The sequence below is a fragment of the Enterococcus sp. DIV2453a genome (assembly GCF_050533535.1).
Classification (GTDB): Bacteria; Bacillota; Bacilli; order Lactobacillales; family Enterococcaceae; genus Enterococcus; species Enterococcus faecalis.
Genome location: NZ_CP172899.1, coordinates 2526371 through 2539556, shown reverse-complemented (window position 1 = coordinate 2539556; position 13186 = coordinate 2526371). Strand labels below are relative to the sequence as shown.

Genomic DNA, 13186 nt, shown 5'->3' with positions numbered 1-13186 from the left:
CTTTTTGAGGGCGGTTTATTATTTTTATGGAAAGCCAATTTTATCTAACGGATAATAACGAAAAGTCAAAACACCTTCCACGCTCGCTTGTTTAACAAAGCCAAAGTAACGACTGTCATCTGAGCGTGGGCGATTATCCCCCAAGACAAAATACATGCCTTCTGGAACGGTCAGGGATTGGGTTGCTTCTAAGGTCTCTAGCGTAAAATCTTGGGTATAATTTTCATTTTTAGAGACATTTCGTTTAGCACTTGCTAAGTAATCTTCACTAAGTGATACACCGTTAATATAAAGGGTATCATCGCGATACTCGACTGTTTCGCCAGGTAAACCAATTAAACGTTTGGCTACTCGTTGGCCGTTGCGAGGACTGGGAAAAGCGATAATATCAAAGCGCTGTGGCTTTTTAATCGAGGTCACCCATAAACGGTCGTTGTTATGAAGTGTTGGTTCCATTGAAGAGCCGTTCACCGCAGCAGGGGAGAAAACATAGTGTCGAATTAGCAAGACAGCGCCGACTAACAAAACCAACTGAACCAATCGTTTTAATAATGAGGACATGGACTTCACTCCTTTGTCCTTTTAGTGTACTACAGACAAGGAAAAGAAAAAAGTTTTCCCCTTAAGAAAGGTGTGCTAAAAAACGTTTCATAAAGCGTTGGCGAATTAAAATACCAACATAAGCAGCTGCGACAGCCTTGATGATACCAGGAATAATAAACGGAGCAAACCCGCCCGCGAAAGCATTTGGCCACGGTAGATTTGCGGAATATTTCAACCAAATCATACCGAAAACTAAGGTAACTAAGGCGCCGGCAATATTTGCGATAATGGCCCAAGTATAGTTAAAGGTTGTTTTTTCTAAAATATAACCAGTTAATAAGCCGTTAAAGATAAAGCCGATTAAATAGCCGCCAGTTGGTCCAAAGAGTACACCGAACCCGCTAGACATCCCAGCGTAAACGGGTAAACCAATTAATCCTAATAAGAAGTAAATTAAAATAGCGTAGGTCCCCGTTCGCTTGCCCAAAACGGTAGCGGTTAAGCCGATGGCAAATGTTTGTCCAGTTAAGGGGACAATCCCCAATGGAATTGTAAATTGTGAAAGTACAGCAATAATCACAGCGAATTCTGCTGCTAAAATTAAAGAGCGTAACGATGCTTTATTCATAAGAAGCCTCACTTTCTATTGTTAACCAATTATTTTTATTTGGTTAACAATAGTTTAGCGGAAGTAAACAATTTTGTAAAGAGGGCAAAGAAAAAACCTTGCCAAGAAAGGCAAGGTTTTGAAAGAAGGTAAGAACCGCAGTTCGACCTTTTGAAATCTTAAAGTTTTTGGTTGTAGTATTCAACGACAAGTGCTTCGTCGATTTCTGGGTAAAGTTCATCACGTTCTGGTAAACGAGTGAAGCTACCTTCTAATTTTTCAGTGTCAAAGCTTACGAATGCTGGACGTCCAACAGTTGCTTCAACCGCTTCTTTAATTGTTGAGATGTTTTGAGATTTTTCACGAACACCGATCACTTGACCAACTTCAACGTGGTATGATGGAATATCAACACGTTTGCCGTCTACAGTGATGTGGCCATGGTTAACTAATTGACGTGCTTGACGACGAGTAGTTGCAAGACCTAAACGGTAAACAACGTTATCTAAGCGTTGTTCTAGTAAAACCATGAAGTTAACACCGTGTTTACCTTCTTTGATTTTGCTTGCTTTAATGAACAACGTACGGAATTGACGTTCGTTCATGCCATACATATGACGTAATTTTTGTTTTTCAGTTAATTGCATTCCGTATTCAGAAACTTTACCACGGCTGTTAGGTCCGTGTTGTCCTGGTTTGTAAGGGCGACGAGCTAGTTCTTTACCAGTACCTGATAAAGAGATACCTAGACGACGAGATACTTTCCATGATGGTCCAGTATAACGAGACATTAAAAATTCCTCCAATAAATAAATGTTTTTTTGGAGTAAAATAATTAGATGAAAAATTCATATTCGTTCAGTTCATTCTTCAACCTTCGCCTTTGCAGCCGCGGTTACGCAGTTGAACCAAGTTTGGCAATGAACTGTTGACGAGTTATTATTCTTCTGCTGCAATTATTTTACACAAAATCTAGTATACTTAATAGGATAGGAAACGTCAAGGTTTTAAAGTGAAATATGAAAAAAAGGTAGACAAAAACACTTTTCCTCATTAGAATAAGGAGAGATGTTTTGAAAATATAAGTTGAAAACGGAATGAAAGGGAGTTTACAATGAAGTCTGGTTCACCATTGTTTGAACAAATTGATAAATCCATCGACAAGAAAGTGAATTTATTCTCAAACAGCTTTTCCCGCTACGCTGTTCGTGCAATGCTTGCTTGTCTATTTTTAACGTTGGGAACAGCCGTTGCTTTTGCAATCGCAATTAAAGGAGAAGGAATTTCTCATGGTTTAGGGAAAATGCTTTACGCCTTCATGTTCAGTTGGTCACTTGTGATGATTTTATATATGAATGCCGAACTTGGTACCTCGAATATGTTGTACATGACTGTTGGCGTCTATCGTAAAAAAGTCAACTTTTCCTTAGCTGCAAAAATTTTATTTACCTGTATCTTATTCAATTTAATTGGTGGTGTCTTATTTGGTTTCTTGGTATCACTTACGGTGCCGTTCCAAGATTTACCAAAAGATAGTTTCTTCTTTACGTCGATTGCTGGAAAATTAGAAAAAACCACCCTGCAAATTTTAGTTGAAGCTATGTTCGCCAATATTGTGGTTAATACAGCCGTATTAGTGAGTATGCGAATGAAAGATGACGCCGGCAAAGTCGCGGCCATTATTTTCATTATCTTTATCTTTGCTTTCCTTGGTTTTGAACACGTGATTGCCAACTTCCCAGCCTTCAGTTTAGCTTACTTTGCTTCAAACGGCGCAATTGAAGCTTTCACAGCTGGTAATGTTATTCATAATCTTTTCTGGGCCTTTATCGGTAACTTTATCGGTGGTGGCTTAATTATGGGTCTCGGCTATGCTTGGTTAGATAAAGACAACAAAAACTTAACGTATTTTGATTAATTGACCAACCAACTATACTAAAACATGGTACACTGTTTTAGTATAGTTTTTTTATTATGAGGAGCGAAGGAATGGACACACTTCAATTTCAGAAGAACCCAGAAACAGCAGCAAAAATGTCTGCTTATATGAAACACCAATTTGTTTTTGCAGGCATCCCCGCCCCAGAACGTCAAGCGTTAAGTAAACAACTTTTAAAAGAAAGTCATACGTGGCCAAAGGAAAAATTATGCCAAGAGATTGAGGCTTACTATCAAAAAACAGAACGAGAATATCAGTATGTCGCTATTGATTTAGCCCTTCAAAATGTTCGGAGATTTTCATTAGAAGAGGTCGTAGCGTTTAAAGCCTATGTTCCACAAAAAGCGTGGTGGGATAGTGTGGATGCTTGGCGAAAATTTTTTGGGTCGTGGGTGGCGTTGCATCTGACTGAATTGCCAACGATTTTTGCCCTTTTTTATGGCGCTGAAAATTTCTGGAATCGGCGTGTTGCGCTGAATTTACAGTTGATGTTGAAAGAAAAGACCAATCAGGACCTGTTGAAAAAGGCGATTATTTATGATAGAACTACAGAGGAGTTCTTCATTCAAAAAGCGATTGGCTGGTCATTACGCCAATATAGTAAAACGAATCCGCAATGGGTCGAGGAATTGATGAAAGAATTAGTGTTGAGTCCTTTAGCACAACGAGAAGGCAGTAAATATTTAGCGAAAGCGAGCGAATAAGGAGAAATGATGGAAAGAAAACTTTTTGCATTTGATATTGATGGGACGTTGTTAAATTCGGAGAAGAAAGCATTGGATAGCACGAGAGAAGCGCTAGCAAAATTGCGGGAGCAAGGACACTTAGTTACGCTGGCAACTGGCAGAAGTCGTTATATGGCGCAAGAGGTGATTTGGGATTTAGATTTTACCAATTACGTATTATGTAATGGCGCCGCGGCTTTTGTGGATCATGAGCAATATTATCAAAATTTATTGCATGCTGAAGCGTTGGAACGTTTGGCACAAGACAGTGATCAACGCGGCTTAGGATTTGCTTGTGTGGGCTTAGATGATATTAAGAAGAGCAACCAGCACCGTGCTGAAAAAATGGAAATTGCGATGAACTCTTTTCATTTTCATTCACCTGCTTATGATGAACACTTTTATCGTCAAAATGATATTTACCAAGCGCTAGCTTTTTATGACGCAGAAGATCAGTGTACGTTTGAAGAAGAATACCCAGAATTTCGCTTTATTCGCTGGCATCAACATAGCGTAGATGTTGTGCCTAAAGATGGCTCAAAATCAGCTACGTTAACGTATTTAGCTAAACGTGTGGGCATTGATGCAAAAAATATCATTGCCTTTGGGGACGGCGAAAATGACCGAGAAATGTTAAGCCATGCAGGGATTGGAGTCGCAATGGGCAACGCGAGTCCTTCCATTCAAAAAGTGGCCACGATGGTCACAGATACCAATGATAATGATGGGATTTGGAAAGCCTTAAAAGAAATGAAGGCCATTTGAGGTCGGGACAGAAGTGTTTAACTCCGAGAAATAAGAAGGAATTTCCGAAAATTGTTCTTTAATTTTTGGAGAATTTCGGCTTATTTCCGAAGGAGTTGCTTCTGTTCCCGCCGTTTATTAGTTTTTGAGCGTGGAGCAAAAATCCAAAGTGATTTTTGTCCCACGCTCCTTTATTCGATGACTAAAACGCCCTCTTTTAAAGCAAATGGATTTTCTTTGTTAATATGATCGTAGAACATGATGCCATTAATATGATCAATTTCATGTTGAACCACAATCGCTTCGTAGTTTTTTAAACGAACTTTGTGTTTTTCGCCAGCCATGTCAAAATAACTGACGGTAATTTTGTTATGGCGAACGACATATCCAGGTACATCCCGATCGACAGATAAACAGCCTTCCCCTTCACCTAGACATACATCTTGCACAGAATGGCTCAAAATTTTAGGGTTGTACATCACCGTACTTAATGAAGGCGTTTCGTTTTCTGGGTCGTTACTAGGAACATGGACAGCAATAATTCGTTTAGAAATATCTAATTGTGGTGCAGCTAAACCAACGCCACCACGTAATTGTAATTCTTCAGCTTTGACTGGATCTTGACTATTTTTTAAGAAAGTCAACATGTCTTCACCTAATTGTCGGTCTTCCTCAGTGATAGGGACAGGCACTTCTTCTGCCACAGCACGAAGTGTGGGATTCCCTTCACGAATAATATCTTTCATTGTAATCATTCAATGGTTCCTCCTTTGAAACATAAAAAAATTCTTCTTTTATTTATTCATGCGCTGAAATAATCAGTTGTTTACCACCATTTAGTGTATCACAAAATCACCAAAAAAGGGGCTAGATTGTTTAAAAAAACTATCGAATAATAGAGATTAAGCTTGCATTTTAGCGGTGTTTCCTGTAAAGTAAGCTTGTGTGGAAACACACCATCTATCACTTGGTTTAGCGAGTCACCAACGCTTCACTCAGTGATCAGACGAATAATAGAGAAAGAGGTGGAACAAATGGCAATTTCACAAGAAAGAAAAAACGAAATCATTAAAGAATACGCACGTCATGAAGGAGATACTGGTTCTCCAGAAGTACAAATTGCTGTCTTAACTGAAGACATTAACCAATTGAACGAACATGCGCGTACACACAAAAAAGATCACCATTCTTACCGTGGTTTAATGAAAAAAATCGGTCACCGTCGTAACTTGTTAGCTTACTTACGTAAAACTGACATCCAACGTTACCGCGAATTGATCCAACGTTTAGGATTACGTCGTTAATCATTACGTATAAAGCGAGGTTCAATCAGAATCTCGCTTTTTATCTTATTGTCACTATTGAAGGTCCTCTTTGGAAAGTTTTTAGGAACTACTAACCAAATGAAAGAGCAGCAACGACTTGTTACTTTTTCATTTGTTTAGTAGCCGTCTGACTTTTCCAAAGAGCAAGAGTAAAGGAGAAGAATTATGACAGAAAAACAAGTCTTTAAAACAACTTGGGGCGGCCGCCCACTAGAAGTAGAAATCGGCCAATTAGCCAAACAAGCCAATGGAGCTGTCTTAGTACGTTACGGCGATACGGTCGTTTTAAGTGCTGCTGTTGCCTCTAAAGAAGCAAAAGATGTAGACTTTTTCCCATTAACTGTAAACTATGAAGAAAAAATGTATGCGGTAGGAAAAATTCCTGGCGGCTTCATTAAACGTGAAGGTCGTCCAAGTGAACGTGCGACATTAACCGCTCGTTTAATCGACCGTCCTATTCGTCCAATGTTCTCAGAAGGCTTCCGTAACGAAGTCCAAATCACGAACATCGTTATGAGTGTTGATCAAGATTGTACACCAGAAATGGCTGCAATGTTTGGGTCTTCCTTAGCGTTAGCAATTTCAGATATTCCGTTTGATGGACCAATTGCTGGTGTTGACGTTGGTCGTATTAATGGCGAATATGTTTTAAATCCAACGGTAGAACAAGCGGAACAAACAGATATTGAATTAACTGTTGCTGGAACAAAAGAAGCCATCAATATGGTTGAAAGTGGTGCCAAAGAAGTATCAGAAGAAGATATGTTAGGTGCCTTACTTTTCGGTTTTGATGCCATTAAAGAACTAGTGGCGTTCCAAGAAGAAATCGTTGCCGCTGTAGGTAAACCAAAGATGGACGTGGACTTATTACAAGTGGACGCTGATCTTAAAAAAGAAATTTTTGATGCGTACTACAATACAATGAAAACAGCCGTAATGACGGAAGAAAAATTAGCACGTGAAGTTGAAATTGACAAAGTAAAAGATACAGTCAAAGAAGTTTACGCTGAAAAATTTGCGGAACACGAAGAAGAAGCACAATTACTAAAAGAAGTGAAACAAATTGCGGAAGATCTTGAAAAAGATGTCGTACGTGAGTTAATCACGATCGATAAGATTCGCCCGGATGGCCGTAAATTAGACGAAATTCGTCATTTATCATCAGAAGTAAGTATTTTACCACGTGTGCATGGTTCTGGCTTATTTACTCGGGGTCAAACACAAGCTTTATCCGTTTGTACATTAGCGCCTTTAGGGGAACATCAAATTATCGATGGGTTGGGTGTCCAAGATAGCAAACGTTTCATCCATCATTATAACTTCCCGCAATTCTCTGTTGGTTCAACAGGACGCGCGGGCTCACCAGGTCGTCGTGAAATCGGTCACGGTGCGTTAGGTGAACGTGCCTTAGCACAAATTATTCCATCAGAAGAAGACTTCCCTTACACAATCCGCTTAGTAGCAGAAGTGTTAGAATCAAATGGTTCTTCTTCACAAGCAAGTATTTGCGCGGGAACATTAGCATTAATGGATGCGGGTGTGCCAATTAAAGCGCCAGTTGCAGGTATTGCAATGGGTCTTGTTAGTGATGGTGAAAACTATACAATCTTAACAGATATTCAAGGTTTAGAAGACCACCTTGGCGATATGGACTTTAAAGTAGCGGGAACGAAAGACGGAATCACTGCTTTACAAATGGACATCAAAATCCAAGGAATTACAGAACAAATTTTAACGGAAGCATTAGACCAAGCGAAGAAAGCACGGATGGAAATTCTAGAAGAATTAACAACAACGATTGCTGCCCCTCGTGAAGAATTAAGTCAATATGCACCGAAAATTGAAATGATTCAAATTAAACCAGCGAAAATTAAAGATGTCATTGGTAAAGGTGGCGAAACAATCAACAGCATCATTGATGAAACTGGTGTTAAGATTGATATCGATCAAGACGGTAACGTAAGTATTGCTTCATCAGATGCTGAAATGATTAAAAAAGCCATCAAGATTATTGAAGAATTAACCAAAGAAGTTGAAGTCGGTCAAGTTTACTTAGCAAAAGTTGTCCGCATTGAAAAATTTGGTGCGTTTGTTAACCTAATTAAAGGCAAAGATGGCTTGATCCATATTTCTCAATTAGCAAACGAACGTGTGAACAACGTTGAAGATGTCGTGAAATTAGGCGACGAAGTCCTTGTCAAAGTAACTGAAATTGACAAACAAGGCCGTGTCAACGTTTCAAGAAAAGCATTATTAAACGAAGAAAACAAAGAAAAATAATTTCTTTTTAAACCAACGAAAACCAAGGAAGTTTCCTTTCTTTTCGTTGGTTTTTTCGTTGAAAACAAGCCCTAAAAAAGAAATGATAAAAAAAGCTAAAGACGATCGCCAACTCTTTTGTTTATAGTCAATTAGTGGTAAAATTAATACTATCAGTCTGAAGAATATCTGGGGTGTCTTTGTGAAAAAATTTAATCCAAATAAAAATATAATCATTACCTTAATTTTAGTCATTATTTTAGTAACCATTATTAGTTTAACTGCTGCGCAACGTTCTGAAAAAGGCAAAACCAATGTCGTTCAAGGTGGTGTCAACAATAGCGTTAGTATGGTGGATCGTGTGATTTCTTTTCCAGCTCGTGTGGTGGAAAACGGCTTGTCTTCAATGGGCAATTTAATTAACACGTTTAAAGAAAATGAACGTCTAAAAGAAAAAATTGATAGCTATAATGAATTAGCTGTCCAAAACAATAACTATAAACGCGAAATTGATAGTTTAAAACAAGAATTGAATCTGAACGAAACGTTGGCCAACTATGAAAAAGTAACTGCGAATGTCATTACGCGTTCGCCTGATACTTGGCAAGACTTATTAATTATCGATAAAGGAACCAATGATGGCATTGAAGCGGGCATGGCGGTCATGGCGCAAAAAGGGTTAGTGGGGCGTGTTATTGAAGTCAATGCAACGACTGCAAAAGTGGAACTACTAACGTCTAAAAATGTCAACTCGAACCATTTCCCTGTGCGAGTAACTTCCGCAAATGGCGAATCGTTTGGTTTACTTAAAAATTACGACAATAAGACAAATGCATTAATTGTGTCACAATTAACTGGCGATGCCACGCTGAAAGAAGGCGATGTCGTTCAGACTTCTGGCTTAGGGGGTAATTCACCAGCCGATTTAGCGGTAGGAACAGTTATTAAAGTGAAACCAGATAGTTTTGGTTTAGATCGTGAAGTCTATGTGAAACCTTATGCGGATGTCTATGGTATCTCCGTTGTGACGGTCGTGAAAAGATCGGCAGGGGAAAGCGAATGATTCGGAAAGAGTATTTAAAATACGTCACACCTATCCTCTTGTTTTTCTTAATGTTAATTGACGCTCATTTAACAAAGTCTTTTGAAACGTGGACAAGTAATGTTTACTTCGCCAGTTCTCATCTGCTATTACTTGCGTTTATGTTTGCCGTTCCTAATTTTTCTAAACGTTATTTATTAATTACTTCGTTAATTTTAGGCTTTATTTGCGATAGCTACTACATTGGCATTATCGGGATTTATACAGTCGCACTGACGCTTTCGGTTATGTTGATGTATACATTTAAAGAAGTAATTCAAACAAATTTACTAACTGGTTTTTTTGGGATCGTTATTTTTACCACGTTGTATGAACTGATTGCGGTACTGATTCAAGTGGCCTTTCATTTAGCGGATGTCAGCCCAATTTTATTTATTACACGTGTGTTGGGCCCTACATTGCTATTGAACATGGTGTGGTATGTTATTTTATCTTATCCACTGAAAAAACTGTTTTCCGTAAAATAAAAATTGAAAATTTTGTTCGTTTGCGAAAAATGCTCATTTGTTAGCATTTTTCGCTTTTTTTATTTTCTTTAAATAACAAAACAATGAGAAGATTACCCTGGAGCCATGAAGAAAGTTGTGAAAAAAGTGAAGCTTTTTTTTGTCATTTACAAGAAGAAAATTGAAATATTACTGTAACATCCATATTATCTCAGTGACATACAGCTATGCTACAATTGCTCTATCGTTGAAAAAGAGAAATTTATTCAAATTTTAATAAATAATAAAAAAGCTTAACAAAAAAGGATTTTCGGAGGACAACAGATTGAAGAAAAGTGTATTATCGGCTCTAATGGTATGTTCCATTACCTTAACAAGCGTAGCGTTACCATCCGCAGCATTTGCAGATGAATACGATACAAAGATTCAACAACAAGATCAAAAAATTAATGCGTTAACTAGCCAAATGTCAGATGCAGAAGCAAAAGTTGCCGCTATTGAAAATGATATGGTTGAAACGGCCAAACAAATCGATACATTAACAGCTAAAAAGAACAAGCTATCATCAGAAGTATCTAAATTATATAGTGAAATTTCTGATTTGAATGTCCGTATTCAAAAACGTGAAGTACAAATGACAAAACAAGCACGCGATGTCCAAGTGAATGGTCAAAGTGATTCAATTATTGATGCTGTCTTAGATGCAGATTCAGTAGCAGATGCAATTGGTCGCGTTCAAGCGGTCTCAACAATGATGAGCGCCAACAATGAATTACTAGAACAACAAAAAGAAGACAAAGCGACTGTTGAAAAGAAAACAAAGAATGTTGAAAAACAAATTGCTGAATTAGAAGCAGCAACAAAAGAATTAAATGACAAAACAGAATCATTAAAAACATTGAAGATTCAACAAGAAGTGGCTAAAAATGATTTAGAAGCACAACGTTCTGAAGAACAAGGGAAAAAAGACAGCTTCATTAAACAGAAAAAAGAAGCGGAAAAACGTTTAGCAGAAGAACAAGCACGCCAACGTGCAGCTGCTAAAAAAGCAGAAGAACAAGCGGCAGCGCAAGCACAAGCCGCAGCACAAAAAGCGGCAGCAGAGCAAGCGAAAGCAACAAAAGCAGCCAATGAGGCAGCAGCATCAGCCGCTGAAGAAAAAGCCGCAACACCAGTAGTAGAATCATCAACAACTACTGAAAGTACCACAACGCAAGAAACAACAACTTCAAGTACTGAAACAGAAAGTGTTGTAACAACACCAGCAGCAGCACCTGAAAAAGAAAAAGAAGTTCCTGTAACTAACCCAACGACTCCTGAAAAAGGTAATGAAGCAAAACCAGGGAATGGTGGCGTGACTTCAGGAAAACAAGCCGCAATTAATGCAGCTTTAGCAGATGTTGGTAATTCTTATGCAACAGGTTGGAATCAACCAGGCGAATGTTTAGTATCTGTTCGTCGCTGGTTAGCGGCAGGCGGTATTAACTTCGGTTATGGTGGTCCAAACAGTGGCTATGTTGCTTCTGGCGCAACACAAGTTAGCTGGAGTAACGTGCAACCAGGCGATGTTGTTCAATATGAAAGTGCCTATAGTCCAGATAGCTGGATTGGTGGCGTGCATACTGTCTTAGTTACAGGTGTAAGTGGTGGAAGTGTCCAAATCGTTGAAGCGAACAACCCAGGAGGTTCTGGTTATGTTTCTTCTAACTCTAACTGGTCACCAGCACCACCAGCAGGATTCCGCGCTGTTGTATGGCGTTTTCCAGGATAAATAGTCACCTATTAATAATTGATAACAAGGAGTGGTAACTAACAAAAATCGTTAGTTGCCGCTTTTTTTATTCATTTAATTTGGCTCTTTGTCAAATAATGTTGGATAAGAGAAATCGTAGAATCATATTGAGTCCAGAGGAGAAAATCTTCTGGATTTTTTTCTAGTTACTACTATTTAAATTATTTTTTACTCATTAATAATGAAAAAAAATGGTGAAAAAATAAACAAAAAATGGCAATATTGATTGAAAGTTATGTGGATTAAATAAGAAATATCTGTTAAAATTAATTTCAGTTTTAAAATTTAATGTTATTTTTATAGGAGATATTTATAACTAAATAATTAGTTGAAGGATGATGAAAAACAAATGCTACGTATAATGATATTTTTGATAACAATTATCATTTTTGTTTTAGAAATTTCACCAATATTTTTATTTTTAAAGTCAATACTAACGAAAAAAGTGGTTGTATTGATTGTACTTGCTAAACTTTTTTACGAACTATTGATGTGGGGTCATTACCAATTAGGGATTTTAGAAAATGCCTCTTTTATTCACTCTCTTATTGTGTTTATCTTGCTCATTCCATTAATGTTTTTAAAGAAGAACTTACTATTAAGTGCTTATATTATTAATTTGACACTGTTATTACAAAACGTGAGTCAGTCTGTATATGAACGATTTGATGGTTCTTTAGTTAATGTGATAACTATGTTTGTCCATGAGGATAAGCTAGCTTTTCAAGTTTATTTAATCAGTGAACGTTTCATTGTAGCAGGGCTAACTTTTATGCTAGCTTGGGTATTAGCTAAGGTGTTTACTCGTTTTGATGTGATTTCTAAGCTAGTTGAACTACCTATGAATAAAAAAAATATGATTGCGGGCATTTGTATTATTGTCTTAACTATTTGTATGTTGGAAATTGGGCCGTTTTTACTATTTGATGATTTCCGTTATGAACTGTGGCAACAATTAATCGGTAATGCTTTTTATTTTATTATTCCTTTTTTAGCAGCTTGGCTAGGAACCTACGTTTCAAATTATTTGCGCGAACGTCAGATAAGTGAACAAGCAATTAATTATGCTGCAGAATTAGAACGTATGAATGATGAAATGAAAAAATTTAAACACTATTACACGAATATGTTAGCTGGGATTCAAGAATATATTCAGCAAGGAGATCTGGAAGGTTTAAAAAAAATACATATTGCGATGTCTGAACACCTTCAAGAGATAAAATTCCAAGAGACAGATATTTATAATGAACTGAAAAATGTTGATTCGGAAGGGTTGAGAGGTGTCTTAAAAAATAAGCTTGCACAGATTAAAGCTCCGACTCGTATGACTCTGCATATTCCAGAAACTATTAGAATTGTTTCTGCAAAAGATGAGTTGAGATTGATTCGTTATTTGGGCATTCTTTTAGACAATAGTATAGAAGCTACTTTTGGGGTGCAAGATAGTTTTATTGCAGTGGGCATGGTTGAGAAAAACCAGCGGATAGAAATCACGGTTGTAAACAATGGCGTGGTTGAGAAAGATCGTCAAGCGCTGAACAAAGGACGGTCTTCTAAAGGTGAGGGGCGTGGCATCGGTTTGGCTAGTATCCAAGAATATTTTAGTAGAAAGAAACATGGTTATCTACAGATAGATATTCAACAGAACACCTGTCAAGTTTTCATGGTCTATCCTTTACATAAATAAGTATAAAGAAGGTTGAA

General features: G+C 37.6%; 13 protein-coding genes. 9 read left to right on the top strand and 4 right to left on the bottom strand.

Annotation, left to right across the window (positions count from 1 at the left end):
- Positions 1-24: 24 nt before the first annotated feature.
- From lepB to rpsD, 3 genes are all read right to left on the bottom strand, one after another.
- Positions 25-561, bottom strand: a complete 537-nt coding sequence (lepB, locus tag IGK03_RS12310; protein ID WP_010707024.1) for a signal peptidase I — start codon at positions 559-561, stop codon at positions 25-27.
- Positions 562-622: 61 nt separating this feature from the next.
- Positions 623-1171 carry a biotin transporter BioY gene (locus IGK03_RS12305; protein WP_002354975.1) on the bottom strand — a complete coding sequence of 183 codons (549 nt, stop codon included), beginning with the start codon at positions 1169-1171 and terminating at the stop codon, positions 623-625.
- Between the two features lie 158 nt (positions 1172-1329).
- A complete protein-coding gene (gene rpsD, locus IGK03_RS12300; RefSeq protein WP_002365342.1) occupies positions 1330-1941 on the bottom strand; it encodes a 30S ribosomal protein S4 in 612 nt (203 codons plus the stop codon).
- A gap of 323 nt (positions 1942-2264) precedes the next feature.
- Here rpsD and IGK03_RS12295 point away from each other — a divergent pair, with 323 nt between their 5' ends.
- From IGK03_RS12295 to IGK03_RS12285, 3 genes are all read left to right on the top strand, one after another.
- On the top strand, positions 2265-3068 hold the full coding sequence (locus IGK03_RS12295; protein ID WP_002375588.1) for a formate/nitrite transporter family protein: 804 nt from the start codon (positions 2265-2267) through the stop codon (positions 3066-3068).
- Positions 3069-3139: 71 nt separating this feature from the next.
- Positions 3140-3793, top strand: coding sequence for a DNA alkylation repair protein (locus tag IGK03_RS12290; protein WP_002354978.1), 654 nt, complete (start codon positions 3140-3142; stop codon positions 3791-3793).
- A 9-nt stretch (positions 3794-3802) separates the two neighbouring features.
- A complete protein-coding gene (locus IGK03_RS12285; protein ID WP_002361040.1) occupies positions 3803-4579 on the top strand; it encodes an HAD family hydrolase in 777 nt (258 codons plus the stop codon).
- Positions 4580-4749: 170 nt separating this feature from the next.
- Here the strand turns inward: IGK03_RS12285 and def are convergent, their stop codons facing one another.
- A complete protein-coding gene (gene def, locus IGK03_RS12280) occupies positions 4750-5313 on the bottom strand; it encodes a peptide deformylase (protein WP_002354981.1) in 564 nt (187 codons plus the stop codon).
- Between the two features lie 279 nt (positions 5314-5592).
- On the opposite strand from def, the gene rpsO reads away from it, so the two are divergent.
- The 6 genes from rpsO (at position 5593) to IGK03_RS12250 (ending at position 13169) form a co-directional block, all read left to right on the top strand.
- Positions 5593-5862: a 30S ribosomal protein S15 gene (gene rpsO, locus IGK03_RS12275; protein ID WP_002354983.1), complete on the top strand. Its 270-nt coding sequence runs from the start codon at positions 5593-5595 to the stop codon at positions 5860-5862.
- Between the two features lie 186 nt (positions 5863-6048).
- A complete protein-coding gene (gene pnp, locus IGK03_RS12270) occupies positions 6049-8163 on the top strand; it encodes a polyribonucleotide nucleotidyltransferase (RefSeq protein WP_002367402.1) in 2115 nt (704 codons plus the stop codon).
- A 181-nt stretch (positions 8164-8344) separates the two neighbouring features.
- Complete coding sequence (mreC, locus tag IGK03_RS12265; RefSeq protein ID WP_002383273.1) at positions 8345-9205, top strand: rod shape-determining protein MreC; 861 nt, start codon at positions 8345-8347, stop codon at positions 9203-9205.
- A complete protein-coding gene (gene mreD / locus IGK03_RS12260; protein WP_002354987.1) occupies positions 9202-9711 on the top strand; it encodes a rod shape-determining protein MreD in 510 nt (169 codons plus the stop codon). The genes mreC and mreD overlap by 4 nt, the downstream gene beginning before the upstream one ends.
- Before the next feature lie 331 nt (positions 9712-10042).
- Entirely contained in the window at positions 10043-11461 is a 1419-nt protein-coding gene (locus tag IGK03_RS12255) for a CHAP domain-containing protein (protein ID WP_025188766.1), read from the top strand.
- Between the two features lie 370 nt (positions 11462-11831).
- Positions 11832-13169, top strand: a complete 1338-nt coding sequence (locus IGK03_RS12250) for a GHKL domain-containing protein (protein WP_430602357.1) — start codon at positions 11832-11834, stop codon at positions 13167-13169.
- The last annotated feature ends 17 nt before the right edge of the window (positions 13170-13186 follow it).

Excerpts from the sequence above, each read along its gene's own strand:
- lepB (WP_010707024.1), bottom strand. The coding sequence starts at position 561 with ATGTCCTCATTATTAAAACGATTGGTTCAGTTGGTTTTGTTAGTCGGC.
- IGK03_RS12305 (WP_002354975.1), bottom strand. The coding sequence starts at position 1,171 with ATGAATAAAGCATCGTTACGCTCTTTAATTTTAGCAGCAGAATTCGCT.
- rpsD (WP_002365342.1), bottom strand. The coding sequence starts at position 1,941 with ATGTCTCGTTATACTGGACCATCATGGAAAGTATCTCGTCGTCTAGGT.
- IGK03_RS12295 (WP_002375588.1), top strand. The coding sequence starts at position 2,265 with ATGAAGTCTGGTTCACCATTGTTTGAACAAATTGATAAATCCATCGAC.
- IGK03_RS12290 (WP_002354978.1), top strand. The coding sequence starts at position 3,140 with ATGGACACACTTCAATTTCAGAAGAACCCAGAAACAGCAGCAAAAATG.
- IGK03_RS12285 (WP_002361040.1), top strand. The coding sequence starts at position 3,803 with ATGGAAAGAAAACTTTTTGCATTTGATATTGATGGGACGTTGTTAAAT.
- def (WP_002354981.1), bottom strand. The coding sequence starts at position 5,313 with ATGATTACAATGAAAGATATTATTCGTGAAGGGAATCCCACACTTCGT.
- rpsO (WP_002354983.1), top strand. The coding sequence starts at position 5,593 with ATGGCAATTTCACAAGAAAGAAAAAACGAAATCATTAAAGAATACGCA.
- pnp (WP_002367402.1), top strand. The coding sequence starts at position 6,049 with ATGACAGAAAAACAAGTCTTTAAAACAACTTGGGGCGGCCGCCCACTA.
- mreD (WP_002354987.1), top strand. The coding sequence starts at position 9,202 with ATGATTCGGAAAGAGTATTTAAAATACGTCACACCTATCCTCTTGTTT.
- IGK03_RS12255 (WP_025188766.1), top strand. The coding sequence starts at position 10,043 with ATGGTATGTTCCATTACCTTAACAAGCGTAGCGTTACCATCCGCAGCA.
- IGK03_RS12250 (WP_430602357.1), top strand. The coding sequence starts at position 11,832 with ATGCTACGTATAATGATATTTTTGATAACAATTATCATTTTTGTTTTA.